This is a genomic window from Flavobacterium notoginsengisoli (genome assembly GCF_014207905.1).
GTDB classification, from domain to species: domain Bacteria; phylum Bacteroidota; class Bacteroidia; order Flavobacteriales; family Flavobacteriaceae; genus Flavobacterium; species Flavobacterium notoginsengisoli_A.
Map to the genome: position 1 here is coordinate 1,548,791 of NZ_JACHLB010000001.1, position 16,730 is coordinate 1,565,520.

General features: G+C 32.0%; 15 protein-coding genes and 1 tRNA gene. 7 read left to right on the forward strand and 9 right to left on the reverse strand.

The window, feature by feature from the left end; genetic code table 11:
- Positions 1-31 precede the first annotated feature (31 nt).
- Complete coding sequence (locus tag HNP35_RS06695; RefSeq protein WP_184157627.1) at positions 32-1,504, forward strand: glycoside hydrolase family 130 protein; 1,473 nt, start codon at positions 32-34, stop codon at positions 1,502-1,504.
- 3 nt (positions 1,505-1,507) lie between these two features.
- On the opposite strand, the gene HNP35_RS06700 is transcribed toward HNP35_RS06695, so the two are convergent.
- Together HNP35_RS06700 and HNP35_RS06705 are read right to left on the reverse strand one after the other, a co-directional pair.
- Positions 1,508-2,284, reverse strand: coding sequence for a TIGR03915 family putative DNA repair protein (locus tag HNP35_RS06700; RefSeq protein ID WP_184157625.1), 777 nt, complete (start codon positions 2,282-2,284; stop codon positions 1,508-1,510).
- Entirely contained in the window at positions 2,284-3,549 is a 1,266-nt protein-coding gene (locus HNP35_RS06705) for a putative DNA modification/repair radical SAM protein (protein WP_184157623.1), read from the reverse strand. Before HNP35_RS06705 ends, HNP35_RS06700 begins: the two co-directional genes overlap by 1 nt.
- Positions 3,550-3,843: 294 nt before the next feature.
- On the opposite strand from HNP35_RS06705, the gene HNP35_RS06710 reads away from it, so the two are divergent.
- Positions 3,844-4,089 (forward strand): hypothetical protein, encoded by a 246-nt coding sequence (locus tag HNP35_RS06710; RefSeq protein ID WP_184157621.1) that lies wholly within the window; start codon positions 3,844-3,846, stop codon positions 4,087-4,089.
- Here HNP35_RS06710 and HNP35_RS06715 read toward each other — a convergent pair.
- Both HNP35_RS06715 and HNP35_RS06720 read right to left on the reverse strand, forming a co-directional pair.
- Positions 4,086-4,844, reverse strand: a complete 759-nt coding sequence (locus HNP35_RS06715) for an alpha/beta fold hydrolase (protein ID WP_184157620.1) — start codon at positions 4,842-4,844, stop codon at positions 4,086-4,088. The two genes, HNP35_RS06710 and HNP35_RS06715, sit on opposite strands and share 4 nt — an antisense overlap.
- A complete protein-coding gene (locus HNP35_RS06720) occupies positions 4,838-5,740 on the reverse strand; it encodes an EamA family transporter (protein WP_184157618.1) in 903 nt (300 codons plus the stop codon). Before HNP35_RS06720 ends, HNP35_RS06715 begins: the two co-directional genes overlap by 7 nt.
- A gap of 160 nt (positions 5,741-5,900) precedes the next feature.
- Between HNP35_RS06720 and HNP35_RS06725 the strand changes: the two genes are divergently transcribed.
- Positions 5,901-6,359, forward strand: coding sequence for an Lrp/AsnC family transcriptional regulator (locus HNP35_RS06725; protein WP_184157616.1), 459 nt, complete (start codon positions 5,901-5,903; stop codon positions 6,357-6,359).
- A 54-nt stretch (positions 6,360-6,413) separates the two neighbouring features.
- Positions 6,414-8,078, forward strand: a complete 1,665-nt coding sequence (locus tag HNP35_RS06730; protein ID WP_184157615.1) for a S41 family peptidase — start codon at positions 6,414-6,416, stop codon at positions 8,076-8,078.
- 52 nt (positions 8,079-8,130) lie between these two features.
- Here the strand turns inward: HNP35_RS06730 and HNP35_RS06735 are convergent, their stop codons facing one another.
- The 3 genes from HNP35_RS06735 to HNP35_RS06745 form a co-directional block, all read right to left on the reverse strand.
- On the reverse strand, positions 8,131-9,330 hold the full coding sequence (locus HNP35_RS06735) for a PQQ-binding-like beta-propeller repeat protein (protein ID WP_184157613.1): 1,200 nt from the start codon (positions 9,328-9,330) through the stop codon (positions 8,131-8,133).
- A gap of 113 nt (positions 9,331-9,443) precedes the next feature.
- Positions 9,444-9,515: transfer RNA gene (locus HNP35_RS06740), tRNA-Glu, on the reverse strand.
- A gap of 292 nt (positions 9,516-9,807) precedes the next feature.
- Positions 9,808-11,298 (reverse strand): hypothetical protein, encoded by a 1,491-nt coding sequence (locus HNP35_RS06745; protein ID WP_184157612.1) that lies wholly within the window; start codon positions 11,296-11,298, stop codon positions 9,808-9,810.
- A gap of 156 nt (positions 11,299-11,454) precedes the next feature.
- Between HNP35_RS06745 and yiaA the strand changes: the two genes are divergently transcribed.
- Both yiaA and HNP35_RS06755 read left to right on the forward strand, forming a co-directional pair.
- Entirely contained in the window at positions 11,455-11,928 is a 474-nt protein-coding gene (gene yiaA, locus HNP35_RS06750) for an inner membrane protein YiaA (RefSeq protein WP_184157610.1), read from the forward strand.
- A gap of 164 nt (positions 11,929-12,092) precedes the next feature.
- Positions 12,093-12,551 carry an SRPBCC domain-containing protein gene (locus HNP35_RS06755; RefSeq protein ID WP_184157608.1) on the forward strand — a complete coding sequence of 153 codons (459 nt, stop codon included), beginning with the start codon at positions 12,093-12,095 and terminating at the stop codon, positions 12,549-12,551.
- 61 nt (positions 12,552-12,612) lie between these two features.
- Here the strand turns inward: HNP35_RS06755 and HNP35_RS06760 are convergent, their stop codons facing one another.
- Both HNP35_RS06760 and HNP35_RS06765 read right to left on the reverse strand, forming a co-directional pair.
- Positions 12,613-13,149: a porin family protein gene (locus HNP35_RS06760; RefSeq protein WP_184157606.1), complete on the reverse strand. Its 537-nt coding sequence runs from the start codon at positions 13,147-13,149 to the stop codon at positions 12,613-12,615.
- 87 nt (positions 13,150-13,236) lie between these two features.
- Positions 13,237-14,373 (reverse strand): helix-turn-helix domain-containing protein, encoded by a 1,137-nt coding sequence (locus HNP35_RS06765; protein WP_184157605.1) that lies wholly within the window; start codon positions 14,371-14,373, stop codon positions 13,237-13,239.
- A 319-nt stretch (positions 14,374-14,692) separates the two neighbouring features.
- Between HNP35_RS06765 and HNP35_RS06770 the strand changes: the two genes are divergently transcribed.
- Positions 14,693-16,705 carry a M13 family metallopeptidase gene (locus HNP35_RS06770; RefSeq protein WP_184157603.1) on the forward strand — a complete coding sequence of 671 codons (2,013 nt, stop codon included), beginning with the start codon at positions 14,693-14,695 and terminating at the stop codon, positions 16,703-16,705.
- Positions 16,706-16,730: the final 25 nt, after the last annotated feature.

Below are 16,730 nucleotides of genomic sequence, written 5' to 3' on the forward strand. Positions count from 1 at the left end.
ACTTAATATAATTTTCTTAAAAAATGCCACTATGCGAGTATCAGTAGTTCGAAAAAGTATAAAATTTACACCAGATTCCAGAAGAGTTGTTGCCAGATATTTTATGAATGGCATTGAAAGAACCCAACAAATGGTTCTTCGAATAATGACTCTTGAAGAAAAAGAGGTTTTGCAAACCTTAGAGCAGACACTACGCGAATTTGCAAGACGCCATAGAAATATTTCGGCTGTTTTTTTCAGGCATTGTGAGCGAATCAGACCGATTATTGAGGAAATGCAGATTGATTTTGATTCACTTTCTTTAGATCGAAAAATGCTTATCGGATCTTATTGCACAATGGAATATGCAATAGAATCTGCCGCTATTTTTAACCCTTCAATTGTAGAAGATTTTGATCAGACAGGTTTGGAAGCTGGCGAAAAACGCGTTGTTATTTCTTTTCGTGCAACTGGCGAAGGGCATATTTCTTCTATTGTTTTTAGAAGAGGAATTTTAGATAGAGATAACAATCTTCAAATAATGAAAATCGGAAATCATATTGATAAAGCCGAAATCGAACATAAAACATTATTTAATAAAGAACGTTTTTTAACCAAATTATCAGAAATGCATACGACGGACAAATATATTGTCCAGATAATGCAAGATCTTCCTGATGAATTTGAGTTTGCCATTTTAAAGAATATGCTCAATAACGCTTTGAGCGACCCAACAAATAGGGAAGAGCGAAAAACAGCTTTGCAGGAAATATTATGGCTGGCGAATTCTTTTTATGATTTGCAGTTCAAACACGATTCAGACATTACAGAGCGTGTTATTTTTCCAATTTCAGACTCAGAAAGCCGAGGTATCGAAGATGCGCGTTTTGTGCGTTTTGTAGATGATGATGATTCTGTGCGTGTTATGGCAACCTATACGGCGTATAACGGACATACAATTTTACCTAAATTAATTTCTACGGAAGATTTCTATAGTTTTAGAGTAATGCCACTTCATGGGGAAGGTGCTCAAAACAAAAATTTAGCTTTATTTCCTCGAAAAATAAAAGGTAAATATGCGATGTTGGCAAGAATTGACGGTGTTAACAATTACATTATGTATTCGGATAGAGCTACGCAATGGAATACTCCAATTTTGTTACAACAGCCAAGATTTACTTGGGAATTAACCCAAATTGGAAATTGCGGTTCGCCACTTTGGACCGAAGAAGGCTGGCTTGTTATTACGCACGGTGTCGGAACAATGAGACGTTATTGCATTGGCGCGTCATTATTTGATTTGGATGATCCTTCAAAAGAAATCGGAAGGCTTGCTGAACCTTTATTGTCTCCTTTAGAAGACGAACGCGAAGGTTATGTACCCAATGTTGTCTATTCTTGCGGAGCCATTATTCACAATAATAGCTTGATTTTACCTTACGCCGTTTCTGATTATTCTTCGACTTATGGTGTTGTAGATATGGTAGAATTATTAGATGCTTTGAAAAAAAGTTACAAGAAATAAATCCTATTTTTTAAGATTTGGAATCTTTTCTGTCAAGTTTTTCCAATATCGTTTTGGCATGTGTTGAATATGAAGTTTGGTATTTTTTCTAGATTCAATATTGACACTGCTGAAATAGTTTCTCCATAAATTCTGAAAAAATTCTTCGTTCTCATCTGAAATTTCGGCAAGAAATTTTGAAGACGAAGGATTTGAATCGAATGTTAATTGGACCGTAGCAACTTGTTCTAAATCATAATAAATTCCGTATTTCCTTTTGGAATCATAAATAAGCCATTTCTGGTCTGCATAACGATCTTTAAAATGCTTTTGAATCAATGGCAATACATTGCAATCTGGCTCAACAATGGCGTAGTATAAATTGTCTTTTGTTAGTTTAAAACGAACAAAAGCTTTCATTCTATGACTTTCTTTTCCTGTTAGATGAGCCGCTTTTCTAACGTTTAAAACTGCATTATTGCTTAAATCTCCCTCAATATTTACGGGGCTTGACAAAACATATTCTGCAAAGCGAAATAGATTTTCTTCGATTTGATCTAATTCAGAAAAAAAAGCGTGGTAGAGATTTGTAATTCCATGTGTAGAAAGATGTTTTTTCAAGCCATTTAAAACTCGATTTGCCTTTTTAGGGTCTGTTTCAATATGGTGTGTATTCGAAAAAAGTAATGAGTTTGAAGATTCATTTTTGGCAAAAACAACGTCTTTGAGTTTATATTCATAAATCTCAAAAACAGCTGTAAGCCAGCCTCCAAATGTGCCGTCGTAAATTAAAAGTGTCATTATTGAAATAAAGAAAGCTGGTTCGAAAAATTGTTTTTGTATTTGCTATTTTGGATGTTTAGAATCTGTTCTTTTATTTGCATCGAAGACAAATCTTTCTGCAAATAAAAAGGTGAAGAAAAGGCAAGGAAAAATTTTGAACGACTATAAGCTATTCCCAATTTTTTCAAATCTTCTGGTTGTAATCTTTTGAATTTTCGTGCTCTGACAATTTTTTGGGCGCTCGTAACTCCAATTCCAGGAATACGCAAAATCAATTCTAAATCTGCCGAATTAATATCAACAGGAAACTGATTTAGATTTCGCAAAGCCCATCCTAATTTCGGATCAATATCAAGATCTAAATTTGGCTGATCAAAGCCTACAATTTCATTAACATTAAAACCATAAAAGCGAATAAGCCAATCAGCTTGATACAAACGATTTTCTCGAATCATCGGAACGGGAGTTCCAATTTCGGGAAGCCTGCTGTCGTAACTTATTGGCACATAACCAGAATAATACACGCGACGCATATTCATTTGTTCGTAAAAATAATTTGCCATTCCGAGAATTTCAAGATCATTTTCTTGCGTTGCGCCAATTACCATTTGCGTGCTTTGTCCGGCTGGAGCAAAAAGCGGTGCTTTAAAATTGGATTTTTTTTCTTCTTTATAACCAATAATTTCATTTTTCAGATATTCCATTGGTTTAATTACATCGGCATGATTTTTTTCTGGAGCTAATAATTTCAGGCTTTTTTCTGTTGGCATTTCGACGTTTACGCTTAAACGATCGGCATACATTCCAGCTTCTTTTATAAGTTCGTCACTTGCGCCGGGAATAGCTTTTAAATGAATATATCCATTAAAGTTTTCTTCTAATCGTAATTTCTTTGCGATTCTAACCAAACGTTCCATAGTGAAATCAGGATTGTCAAAAATGCCTGAACTCAGAAATAATCCTTCAATATAATTTCTTCTATAAAAACCAATAGTAAGATCTACTACTTCTTGAACTGTAAAGGCAGCACGTTTAATGTCGTTGCTTTTTCGGCTTACGCAATAAGCGCAGTCAAAAATGCAATGATTGGTAAGAAGGATTTTTAATAACGAAACACAGCGACCGTCTTCGGTGTAAGCGTGACAAATTCCATTTCCTGTATCGCCCAATCCCTTGTTTGAATTTTTTCGTTTGTTCTGACCTGCAGACGAAGAACAAGAAACGTCATATTTGGCTGCATCTGCTAAAATTGCTAGTTTTTCCATCACTCTTTCATGTACCATTTTTCCCGAATTTTAGTTATTTTTAAAAAGAAAATCATTCTTTCAAAACTACTCATTTGAGGTGAAAAGGAATTGAAAATGACTGTTCTAAATTGTATCAAATTTCTATAAGCAAAAAAAATGGACTTCCAAAACTTTAACTTTTCAAAATGCAAAAACAGGTATAAATACGGGGTACCGAATTTTTCAATATTTCTATATTGCAGCACTAAAGAAGAAATTGATTAATCCCCCTTAAGATCGATTTTGTCTTATTAGCATTTACGAACATTTTTTAACTGAAAAGCTAAAACGATGAAATTTTTAAAAGGACAAAATGTAACCTACATTGCATTGAGCGGGAGATCTTACACTGCTACGGTAGTAGAAAGAAAAATGGATTTTAAAAAAGGATTAATAATAAAATCTACAACCAAAGAGAGAGATTTTCATTATTTAATCGAAATTCAAAAAAATGGTACAAAAGAGCATCTTCTTTGTGCCGAAAATCAACTTAGGATTTTAGAGTGTAAAAAAAGAATGGCCAAAAAAGCAGCTTAATAGTTGGTTGTGAATTTTTTAACCATATCTATTACAGATTTTGGTGCTACTTTATGCGGAGTGTGGCCAATATCTGGAAGAATATGTTTTTGAGATTTTCCGTGAACTAATTTGATTGTTCTTTCAACTTGATTTAAAGTTCCGTATTCATCATTTTTACCTTGAATAAATAGAAGAGGGCATTGAATTTGAGGAAGTAAAGATTCTATATTCCATTTTCTGAAATCTTCTCGAAGCCAGGTTTCTGTCCAAGCTTTAAAAATAGTTTGGGTTTTATCGCCGTGATATTTCTGAAGTTTTGCAGCTAGATTTGTTGTTTGGTAGGCTTCAACAGCTTTGCGGATTCCGTTGAGTGTGATGTCTTCTACAAAAATATGAGCGGCTTCGCAAATAACTCCATTTATTTTGTTTGGATATTTTGCTGCGGCAATTAAAGCAATTGAACCGCCATCGCTGTGACCAAATAAAATAGGACTTTCAATAGATAGTTTTTCTACTAAATCATTTAAAATTACGGCTTCTAATTCTAAATAATGTATTGGTCGAATGTAAGTTGGCATTGCATCAGATTTGCCATAACCTAATCGATCATAAATTAGAATATTACATTGACAAGATTCGGCAATCTTTTTAGGAAAATCTCTCCAAAGTTCAACACATCCTAAAGAATCATGTAAGAAAACCATTGTCGGGCGATTTTCAAAATCGTTTTGATGTTCGTAAAAAAGATTGTTTCCGTTGATGTTAATTAGCATACCGCAGTTTTTGATTTAATTGCGTTTTCTTTTTTGTTTTTTGAAATATTGAGATACACAATAGCGCCAAGCATTATGGCAATTCCAATAAGCTGTAAAAAAGTTACTTTTTCGCCCAAAATAATATGTGCACAGAAAACAGCGGCAGGTAATTCTAAAGTTAACAAAACAGAACTCAATCCTGCGCCAATTTTTGGCATTCCGACGGTGAAACAGATAGGAGGGATTACGGTTCCAAAAACAGCTAGAAAAGTTCCCCATTGCAATAATCCGAAATCCAGATGTGTACTGTTTGTAATGGCTTCGCAATTTATTAAAAAGATAATCATTGCCGATCCGCTGGTCATTAAAGCACTTTTTTCAAACATCGGAGTTTCTTTTCCGATTTTGCTTGTAAAAACTATGTAAAGCGTATAAAGTATAGCAGATAATAAACTTAAGGCAATTCCTTTAAATGAAATATTCGCACTGTTTAAATCTAAAAGATTTCCTGCGAGAACAGTTCCTAAAATGATAAAAAGAGCAGAGCTAATTTCTATTGCACTTGGTTTTTTCTTAAAGAATATCCAATCGACCAAAATGCTCAGCCAAGTAATCTGCATTAATAAAACAATGGCTAATGATGCCGGAATATAAGCTACAGATAAATAATAAGTATATGCGGAAGAACCCATTGTAGTTCCTGCTAAAAGCAATCTCCAATTTAATTGCAGTTTTGTGCCATTTTTGAGTCTTTTGAAAATAGCAATCGACCATAAAATTATGGTTCCTGAAAGAGCTTGCGTTAAAGTAATTTCGGCTGGAGAATAACCTTCTCCATAAGCGATTTTGGCGAATGAAGACAACATTCCGAAACTCAATGCGCCTAAAATTACGATGATAATATATTTGTTCATTTTTGAATTGAAAATATGTTTTGTTCATTCAAAAGTATAAAACAAAGAATATAGAGCGTAATTTTGAATTTAAATATGTATTTAATTCTTTAAATTGATTTAAATTTGGTTTTATGTCCCAAAATGGAATAAAATTTATACCTTAACTGGAAAAAATCCGATGCAAGATTTAAGCAAACAAGAAATAGAATTACTTCGAATACTTCAGCAAAATTCGAAATTCGATATTACAGACTTGACAGAACGATTAAATATGTCGCGAACTTCTGTTTATGAACGAATCAAAAAACTAGAAAACGAAGGTTATATAAAAGATTATGTCGCGATAATTGATCCGAAAAAAGTAGGATTGAATTTTACGGTCATTATTAATCTTTCTTTAACCAGTCAGCGTTTAGATCTTGTTGAAGAATTTTCGAGACAAGTTGCCGCACTCGATGAAGTTGTAGAAGGTTATGTAACGGGCGGAATTTTTGATTACGTTTTGAAAGTCGTAGTAAAAGACCCAGAAGCGTTTAATGATTTTATTAGAAAATTATCTGATATTCCGAATATCAGTAAAGTACAGAGTTCTTTTGTAATGAGTTACATCAAACAATCGACTAAATTGCATTTTTAAATTGTTTATTTTCGAATTAAAAAACTGTTTTAAATTTTAAAAAGCTTTATTCAAATGATGAGAAAAAAAATCGTTGCCGTATTGTTTATTTGTTTTTTTATGCCATTGGCTTTTAGTCAAAATATATCTGTTGTAAAATTGAATGAAAATGAAGTGCAAAGAATGGCTTCTTTGTGTAAAATATGGGGCTTTTTAAAATATTATCATCCTAATGTTGCTAAAGGAAATTTTAATTGGGATGAGCAGTTATTTCTAATGATTCCGAAAGTTTTAAAATCTGAAAATAAAGAAGAATTATCAAAAGTATACTTGAATTGGATTGCAGATTTGGGAGAAGTTAAAGCTTGTAAATCCTGTAATGCAGCTGATAAAAAAGAATCTTTTGATGAAAATTTTGATCTTTCATGGATACAAAACACGAATTTGTACACTGAGGAATTAACTTCAAAATTAAAATACATCGAAAACAACCGATCTCAAGGATCCAATAAATATGTAAAATTTGCGACGAATGATAATGTCGAAATCCAAAACGAAATTCAATATCCAAATTTTGAGTATCCAGAACAGAATGTTAGACTTTTAGGATTATTTAGATATTGGAATGTAGTCGAATATTTTTTTCCGTACAAATATCAAATGGATCAAAAATGGGACGCCGTTTTGATCGAAATGATTCCGAGATTTTTGGAAGCAAAAAATACAATAGAATATCAGTTGGCAATATCAGAAACGATTATGAAGTTAGATGATTCTCATGCTACTTTTTATTCAAAAGAAATAAGCGATTTTTTTGGCAGAAAACATATTCCAGCGACATTTAAAATAATTGATAATAAGGTTGTTATAGATGGTTTTTATGATGAAAGTCTTTCGAAAACATCAGATATAAGAATTGGAGATGTCGTTGAAAAAGTTAATGGCAAAAAGGTTATTGATATTTTTAATGAAAATGCAAAGTACATCAACGGTTCGAATTTGAATGTGAAAATGAAAAATGCTTATGCTTTCATTTTTAATGGCTCTACAGATTCTGTAAAAGTAACTTTGAATAGAAACGGAGTGATTTCGGAAAAAAACTGGGCGAGATATTATTTTAAGGATTTTAAAATAAAAGAAGATACAGGAGAAAAGTATAAAATTTTGGAAGGAAATATCGGTTATGCTGATATGAATTTGCTTGAAATGAAAGATGTCGATAAAATGATGACAGATTTTAAAAACACAAAAGCAATTATAATTGATTATAGAGGGCCATTTATGAATTTTATGCCTTTTTTAATTGCAAGAAGATTTATTAAAAATGAAAAAATATTTGCAAGAGTAATTCAGCCAGATCTCTCTTATCCAGGTCATTTTTTTGAAAAGAAGCCCAAGACAATAACGCCAATGAGTGGTAAGTATTATTCTGGAAAAGTTATTATTTTAGTAAATTCAAATACACAAAGTTCATCTGAATATTCTACCATGATGTTTCAAGCAGGAGATAATGTAACTACAATTGGCAGTCAGACTTCGGGTGCAGATGGAGATGTTTCTGAGATTGAATTTGTTGGTTTTAAATCTAAGATGAGTGGTCTCGGAGTTTTTTATCCTAATAAATCTGAAACGCAACGAAAAGGATTAAAAATAGATATTGAAGCCAATCCAACTATAAAAGGAATTCAAGAAGGAAAAGATGAGGTTTTGCAAAAAGCAATTGAGTTTATTGCTAAATAAAAAAAGGCGAAAGTGATTCTTTCGCTTTTTTTTGCTTTCTATTTCTAAAAAATTATCGAATTATCTTTAAATAAGCACTGTACGGATTATCAGCAAGAGAAGTTCTCATATAATACATGTTTTCGTCTTTCTCATTCAAATCAAATTGAATTAATCCAGCATCACAGTAATAATATAATAAATTATCTTCTTTTGGGAATTCAAAATTTGAAATTGGCAATGTTGTTAGTTTAGCTTCAAATGCGATTTCTCCGTTTGCTAAATCCAATTCAAAAAGTCTTTTTTTACGAGTGTAGCCCCAGATATTCTCATTTTCTTTGACAATGTATTCGATGTTATCATCTTTAAAATCTGTTTTCCAAAGCTGAGTTCCAGTTTTTGAATCAATTGCATAAAGAGAAGAAACTTGAGAACCTTGAGCTCCAATATATATTTTGTTGTCTTTACAGATTATGCGTTCCTTAACATTGTTTTGATTTTCATCAAATTTAAACTGCCATACAATATCCAGACTATTCGGATTTAAAGCGAAAAGATTGTTTTTTTCACTTGCCATAAATACATTTTGTCCGTCTGTTACGGCATTTCCAGTCATGGCTTCCTCAAAAGTTTTTTGGCTAATAAGTTTTCCTGTATTGGCTTCAAAAACATAAGCATTTGTTCCGCTTTGAGTGAAAATTTTATTGTCGAATAAAAGCGGTGTTGTGTCATTAATTGCAGTATCAAATTTGAAATTCCATGCTAAACTGCCGTCTTTTAAATCAAGCGCATACAAATTACTGCTCTGATTTTGATTTTGAGCAATGATGAATAATTTTCCGTTGCTAACAATTGGTGTTTGATCTTTTAAAACAATTTGATCTGTGATAGAACCTAATCTAGATTTCCAAAAAATGGCGCCAGTTTGGTTGTCTATCGCAAAAATTTCACCATTAATAAATGGAACATAAACCACTCCATCTTGCAGAGTTATTTTGTTGGCACACATTTCAGAACTTGCATCTGCGGCTTTTACAGTCCAAACAATAGTTTCTGATTCTAAATCCCATGAAAAAAGAGAACCGTCATAATCATAAATCAAAATTGATGCTTCGTCTAATGGAACTTTTTTAAGCGGTTTTAAGGCTTTATTAGTCACCATGTCTGTTGCAGTCAAAGTTTTATTCGAATAATTAGTTTTACTGGCAGGCGCTTGGCTAAACATATTTATAGCAGTAAATACAAATAAAAGAGCTGTAAGTTTTTGTTTCATTACTAGATTTGGTTTCAGTATTGTTTTATACTATGATTTTTATCAAACATTTTAGGCGGAGTAAATATAAACAAAAAAAGCTCCAGATTTCTCTGAAGCTTTGTCTTTGAAAGTAGTCCGTGGGGGAATCGAACCCCCCTTACCAGGATGAAAACCTGGCGTCCTAACCGATAGACGAACGGACCTGCTTTTGTATTGCGGGTGCAAAATTAGAATTAATTTTGAATTATACAAGAGACTTTTTAGAAAAACTTTCTTCTAATGTTTTAAATAATATCAATTTTAAAGACAGTTTACAGTAAATAAACTGAGTTGTGTGAATTGTATTTATTTGAGTAATAATTGATTGTTCTGTATAAAGAAAGTTGATTAGGCAGGTTTTTTTTGAATGAAAAAAAATAAATAAAAATTGATTTTCGTTTGTTTTTAAAGAATATTCTTGCGTGTTTTATTTGAGAAATGTTTTTATTTCGTCAATTATTTAAGGTAGGAAATAGAGAAATACGTTTTTAAAAGTTCCAAAGTCGTTTCGTAAACCGTTTTTCGCCTCACTTTTGCGAGCAGCCAGGATAAAAAACTCATTATTATAATATCTTTCGGTCCGTTTTGCGCTGCAATTATGAAATCTTCAATTGCATTTTGAAACTTTTGGGTTTTTACAATTTCGGGTTTCAGTACATATTGTTCCACAAATAAAAGATAATGCACAACGCGTTCTTCATTTACTGTTAAAAGATATTTTTTATAACGTCTTTTAAAACTCTTTATTCGGGATAAAGCCAGTTCTGGATTTTCCTGTTGTGTATGCAAAAGTATCTCGACAAGGCATTTTTTTATGGTCCAATCCATTCCCATTTTCTTTTCGTACCAGCTGTCTGTATGGTTTAATTTTGCCATTTCTTTTGCGGCATTTCGTCCTGTATTTTGCTGTATATAAAAAACAATAAGCATGAGGCGAATGTCGTTACTATCGTTTGGATCAGCTTTTTTGTGTGACGAAAGTGAGTTTTCGGCAATTTCGATTGCTTTTTGAAAGTTGCCAATATAATTTTCATTAAAGGCTAACAATAAAAAATATCTAAGGCAGAAACGCTGGTAATATTTTCCAGATTGTTTTTGGAGTTCTGCAAACATCAAAGTCAGATAATTTAGAGATTCAGTAAACTGGCCATTACGGAAATAGAAATTTGCTATAAAATATAAGATGTATATATGGTAATATAGATGCCTATCTGTGAGATCGTTTTTTTTGCTAATGAATCGATAGCTTTTAAGAACGAAAGGTTCAATGAGCGAGAAATTATTGTTTATCGAAGCATATTCGTTAGCAATGAATAATATTTGATACAGAGATTTAAAAGTTAATCCCTGTTTTAATGATATTCCGTGTGTCTCAATCGTGTTTTTTATGAGCGCTTGAAAATCTACTATTCTTCCTTTGTGGTAAATAGCAGCAAGTTCACGGCGTAAAACTGCATACCCTAAATTGAGTTGTTCTTCATATTCTAGTCTTTTTTTATTTGTTTTAAATTTTACTATAATTTTTTCAATTGGTTCAGAGAGATTGAAATGAGCGAATTGTATTTGAGTCAGATAGATTTCGTTAAGAAGACTAAAATGCTCAATCTCTAATGCAATTTCTTCGGCTTTAGCCAAACATTTAAAAGCTGTCTTTATGAGCTGATGTTCAAAAAACAAACGGCTTACAACAATAAGACGAAGTATAGTATTTTCTTGCGAAGTATCATTTTCAAAAGTCCGATTCGCCATGAAATCAATCATGTTGTCATAAAGTCTTTTTCTGAGCGCATGATAAGCATCTATACTTTTTTTGTCTTTTAAAAGTTTATTTTTATAATTTATATCGTCAGTTTTTAATGAATTGAATAATTCGATATTACCAACATCTTTGCGCTTGTTTTTTTGCGATAAATACTGAATAAATAGCTTTTTTTCAGTTTCATTCATTATGTTTGATATCTCTTGTAGCGCATTCATAAAAATAAAATTATTTAAGTAAATATAATAAAATGTATTTTTATGTCGTCAGTTTTTAATGTAAATTGACTTTTACAACTTCTCATTCCTTCTGACATTTGCCTCATAATTATAAAACATAAAATTATGGAACCGCTAAAATCAAATGAATCAAACAACAATTCAGAATCAAAAAATGTAAGATTAAATAATGGGAATAGTCCTTTAAAGCCAAGTGCCGCTTTTGTTGGCGCATCTTGGATGACATTGCTTATAGGTATGACCTCTTATTGCATCGGACTTTATAATTCTGATATGGCTTACAACGAAAAAGGGTATTATTTTACCATTCTTCTTTTTGGACTTTTTTCTGTCATATCTGTTCAAAAAAGTGTGCGTGACAGATTAGAAGGAATACCAGTAACCGATTTGTATTACAGTATAAGTTGGTTTAGTACAATTGCTTCAATAGTATTGCTAATAATAGGACTTTGGAACGCCGATTTATTGCTCAGTGAAAAAGGATTTTTCGGAATGTCGTTTGTACTCGGACTGTTTTCTGCTCTTGCTGTACAAAAAAACACCAGAGATCTAAAACAATTTGAATCGGCTAATATATAGTTTTTAGCGGGCCTCATTACTGTCACAAATTTGTGCAGTTTTGAGGTTTTCTATGTTTCTTAAAAATGCAATCAAAAACAAAGAATGTCAGGATATTATATGTAATTTTATTGAATGCGAAAATATATTGCTATAAGAATAATTGAAAACTAAAATAAAAAGCAATGCAAAAATTACAATTTAAGAAAGAGATTAACGCATCGGCTCAAAAGGTATATGAAACGATGCTGGGTTTAAAAGACAAAGCTACTTATGAATATTGGGTAGCCACTTTTAATCCGACTTCGACATACGAAGGCAGTTGGGATAAAGGAAGTAAAATTCTTTTTGTAGGTACGGATGAAAATGGTAAAAAAGGGGGGATGATTTCGGAAATTGAAGAACATAAACCTGCTAATTTTGTTTCTATTCGTCATTACGGATTTTTGGTCGGAGATACTGAAGTTACGACAGGCGAAGAGGTAGAAAAATGGGCGGGTGGACACGAAAATTATACCTTTCAAGAAAATAATGGCTTAACAACCGTAATTGTAGATATGGATACTATAGATGAATATTTGGATTACTTTCAAAATACTTATCCTAAAGCGTTGGATAAATTGAAAGAGATTTCAGAAAAGTAACAAAACTGCGCAAAGGTCTATACTTTTGCGCAGTTTTTATATCACGTTGAATTATTCCATTTTAGAAAAAGAAGTAACCAACCGATACTTGAAATACTCCATTTCTATTATCAGTATCAACTCTAGTTATTCCTAAGTTATATCTTGCGCTAAAATTAAGTCCGTTTTCTAGTTTATAGCCTATGCCAAAATTAGCACCAAAATCAAAAGTAGTGAATGAATTTGTTACCTTCATTTCTTCGTTTTTAGCAGAAAGTAAAAAACCTATTTGAGGTCCAGCTTCAAGGCTTAATCCTTTTGTTACATAATATTTTCCCATTAAAGGAATATTTAAATAATTCATAGCAACTACATCATTATTGAAGCTATAACCTTGACGAGAATACATCAATTCAGGTTGAAAAGAAAACTTTTCAGAAATTGGAATTTCCGATACAAGACCAACATGATAGGATGTTACATAATCAATGTTATCGGTGTTACTTCCATTAACAGTTGAAAAGTTTAAACCTGCTTTAGCTCCAAATTTAATTTCTTGAGCATTGACATTCATAAATCCTAAAACTGTAAAGACAGCTAGTAATAAAATTTTTTTCATAAAAAGTGATTTGAATTATTTAGGCCAAAATTCATTCAAGAAAAATTAAAAGAGGTTTCAAAAGCTTAAAACTGTACAAATCGGTACTTATTTACTTGCGTTTTTGTATTCGTTTGGTGTTTGGCCAGTAACTTTTTTAAATGCTTTATAAAAAGTTGTTTTTGAAGTAAAGCCAGATTCTAAACCCATTGCAAGCAAATTATAATTTTCATATTCAGGGTTTGAGATCATTTCCTTGACGGCTTCAACTCGGTAGCAATTTATATAATTGGCAAAGTTGTCTCCTGTTATTGTATTTACAATTTGGGATAAATATCCTGCGCTTATGCCTAGTTTTTCAGCAACTTTTTCTCTGTTTAAAGTGCTGTCAGTATAAATATGCTGTTCTTTAAAAAGAAGTTCTAGTTTTTGGAAATAAGGATTATCTGCTGTGATGGATTCTCTATATTCTTCAACTCTTGTATCTTCTAAAATTTGAGAATTGCCATATGAAATAGTTAAATCGTGGTTTAGAAAATTGTAGACGGCTTCTTTATTCTTGGCAAGTTTGTATTTGTATATGCCCATGTAAGACGTCCAGTGAATTATGAATGTTGCAGCTAAAGCCAAAATGCTCATAGTGGCAGAAAGGTCAAATTGTATAAATAAGCTTGTTAGATAGATAATAAGAAAAGCAAATATCGATGAAGATATGATTGTTAGTAAGGTAATAATCCATTTTTTTTCCTGTGGATCTTTTAAATACCTTGTTAAAAAATAACAGTAACAAATAAGAAACGGAATAAAAGTGACTGCTAGGATAAGATGAATTAAACCAAGTATTTTGAATAGATAGATGCTCGACTCTGGTATAGTATAAAATCCTGCAACATGATCTAGATCACGAGCAATATTAAGGAGGACAGAAAAAACAAATGGAATGAAATACCAATAGAATTTTTGCTTGTTTTTTACAATTTTATCAATCCGATTTATAATAAATAGGAATAGAAATGGAGGTAATAGAAATATCCATTCGATGTTGTCAATAAAGTGCAGAAAAGGATAGGTGGTGAGTACATTTTCAACCTCAAAAACATGATTTAGTAAAATAATTGAAAGTGTAAATAGTAAGTACGCTAAATATTTATTTGAATTACTATTGAAAATGGAAGATTTTAGAATAATAAAGCCTAAAACTGTTCCTTGAAAAACCGCAATATTTAAAAGTGTTGTATAAATCAATTTTTTTAGATAAAAGTTGGTTTAAGATTTGTTTTTTGGATATTATGGTAATGCGTCGTTCTTTAAAATATAGCTTATTTCATACGAATTGACAGAGCGAATTTATAGTAATACGAATGAATTTTTTTACAGATTAAGAAATGATTAACTAAAAATAGGATTGATTTGGCCATAATCCTGTTGAGGTCAGAACTTAAAATTCTGATTTTCATCAGTAGTAATTCTAAGGAAAACTTTATAATTAAAAACTGAATTCTTATCTTGTTCTACTAAATTAATTATCCAAAATAGATTCATTTTAATAGAAACCATCTAGATTATGAAAAAATCATTAGTGCTCTTTATTGCGTTTTTAGCTTTTACATCATGTTCAAAACATGAAAGGAAAAAAAATATAACTATCACGGGAATAGATTCTACATTACGTCCTGGAGATGATTTTTTTAGATATGTAAATGGAAAATGGTATGATTCTATATCAATACCTGCATCTCAATCTGGAGTAGGGGCGTATATGTTTATGAATTTTCCGCAACGAATTCGAATGCAAGGAATATTAGACAGTATTTCTAAAAGTAAAAATGCAGAAGGGAGTATAGCACAAAAGGTCGGAGATTTTTATGCATCTGGTATGGATACTGTAATGATAGACAAACGCGGTTACGAACCTATCAAGCCCTTGCTTGCTAAAATTGACGCAATTAACGATTTGCCTTCTCTAATGAATTTTGTAGTGAATGAGGTGAAAGCTGACAATTCTTCTATTGTAAATTTTGGAGTGTCTACTGATGATAAAAACAGCAAAATGAATATTGCCCAAATCTATCAAACGGGTATTGGCTTGCCAGACAGAGATTATTATTTCAAGTCAGATTCATCGACTGTTGCGATACAGAAAGCTTATAAAAAGTACCTTGCTACATTATTTCAGCAAACAGGCAGCAATGCCGATGAGGCTAAAAAGAACGCTGATTTGGTTTATAGTATTGATAAACAAATTGCAGTTTCGCACAAGACAAAAGTGGAGCTTCGTGATGTTCATGCTAATTATAACAAAATAGCTGTAGCAGACCTTGTAAAAAGGCATCCTAATATAAATTGGACTGCTTTTCTAAATAATTTAGGAGCAAAGACTGATTTTATTAATGTATCTCAGCCAGCTTATTATGATGCTCTCAATAAACTTTTAAAAACCATTCCTATTAATAATTGGAAGATTTATTTAAAAGCAAATTCTCTAGAAAGATATGCAGATTATTTAAGCAAACCTTTTGCTGATGCCTCATTTGAGTATACAAAAGTCCTTTCTGGACAAGCCGTTCAAAAATCACGTGGCGAAAAAATGGCCAATGTTATTGATAATTATTTAGGCGAAGCGTTGGGCGAATTGTATGTGAAGAAATACTTTTCTGAAGATGCCAAAAAGCGTATGTTAGATTTGGTGAATAATTTGCAAAAAGCTTACGCCAAAAGAATTGATAATTTGAAATGGATGAGTCCTGTTACGAAGCAAAAAGCGAAAGAAAAATTATTCGCCATCACAAAGAAAATCGGATATCCAGATAAATGGAGAGATTATAGTAATGTAGATATAGCTAGAAATACCTATTTTGAGAATGTGGTTTCGGCTGCTAAAGCTGGATATCAATTTCAATTAGCAAAATTGGGAAAACCAGTCGATAAATCACAATGGTATACGACACCGCCAACTGTCACAGCATATAACAATCCTACGGCAAATGAAATTGTTTTTCCTGCCGGTATTTTACAATCTCCGTATTTTGATAATGATGCAGATGATGCACTTAATTATGGAGGAATCGGAATGGTTATAGGTCACGAAATAACCCATACTTTTGATGATCAAGGTGCTCAATATGATAAGGATGGAAACCTAAAAAATTGGTGGACAAAAGAAGATTATGCGCAGTTTAAATCAAGAATACAGCAAGTTATCAATTTGTATAGTACCTATACCGTTTTAGATAATTTACATATTAATGGTGCCATGACAGTTGGCGAAAATACAGCAGATATTGCTGGAATAGCCGTTGCTTACGATGCTTTTAAAATGACAGAACAAGGAAAAGGGAAAGAAAAAATTGATGGTTTTACCCCAGATCAGCGATTCTTTATTTCTATAGCCAGAATATGGAGAGTAAAAATGAAAGACGAATTCCTGCGCTTATGGATTAACAATAATCCGCATTCACCACCAACTTGGCGTGTTAATGGTCCGCTAATGAATACGACACCTTTTTACGATGCATTTAATGTAAAACAAGGTGATAAAATGTATTTGCCTGAGAAAGATAGGATAACGATTTGGTAGTGTCTTGCTCATAAATAAATATTAC

What these genes read in the sequence shown, in the direction of transcription:
- HNP35_RS06725 (WP_184157616.1), top strand. Translation starts at nt 5,901, where the DNA reads ATGCAAGATTTAAGCAAACAAGAAATAGAATTACTTCGAATACTTCAG.
- HNP35_RS06720 (WP_184157618.1), bottom strand. Translation starts at nt 5,740, where the DNA reads ATGAACAAATATATTATCATCGTAATTTTAGGCGCATTGAGTTTCGGA.
- HNP35_RS06755 (WP_184157608.1), top strand. Translation starts at nt 12,093, where the DNA reads ATGCAAAAATTACAATTTAAGAAAGAGATTAACGCATCGGCTCAAAAG.
- HNP35_RS06710 (WP_184157621.1), top strand. Translation starts at nt 3,844, where the DNA reads ATGAAATTTTTAAAAGGACAAAATGTAACCTACATTGCATTGAGCGGG.
- yiaA (WP_184157610.1), top strand. Translation starts at nt 11,455, where the DNA reads ATGGAACCGCTAAAATCAAATGAATCAAACAACAATTCAGAATCAAAA.
- HNP35_RS06735 (WP_184157613.1), bottom strand. Translation starts at nt 9,330, where the DNA reads ATGAAACAAAAACTTACAGCTCTTTTATTTGTATTTACTGCTATAAAT.
- HNP35_RS06730 (WP_184157615.1), top strand. Translation starts at nt 6,414, where the DNA reads ATGATGAGAAAAAAAATCGTTGCCGTATTGTTTATTTGTTTTTTTATG.
- HNP35_RS06745 (WP_184157612.1), bottom strand. Translation starts at nt 11,298, where the DNA reads ATGAATGAAACTGAAAAAAAGCTATTTATTCAGTATTTATCGCAAAAA.
- HNP35_RS06695 (WP_184157627.1), top strand. Translation starts at nt 32, where the DNA reads ATGCGAGTATCAGTAGTTCGAAAAAGTATAAAATTTACACCAGATTCC.
- HNP35_RS06705 (WP_184157623.1), bottom strand. Translation starts at nt 3,549, where the DNA reads ATGGTACATGAAAGAGTGATGGAAAAACTAGCAATTTTAGCAGATGCA.
- HNP35_RS06715 (WP_184157620.1), bottom strand. Translation starts at nt 4,844, where the DNA reads ATGCTAATTAACATCAACGGAAACAATCTTTTTTACGAACATCAAAAC.
- HNP35_RS06760 (WP_184157606.1), bottom strand. Translation starts at nt 13,149, where the DNA reads ATGAAAAAAATTTTATTACTAGCTGTCTTTACAGTTTTAGGATTTATG.
- HNP35_RS06770 (WP_184157603.1), top strand. Translation starts at nt 14,693, where the DNA reads ATGAAAAAATCATTAGTGCTCTTTATTGCGTTTTTAGCTTTTACATCA.
- HNP35_RS06700 (WP_184157625.1), bottom strand. Translation starts at nt 2,284, where the DNA reads ATGACACTTTTAATTTACGACGGCACATTTGGAGGCTGGCTTACAGCT.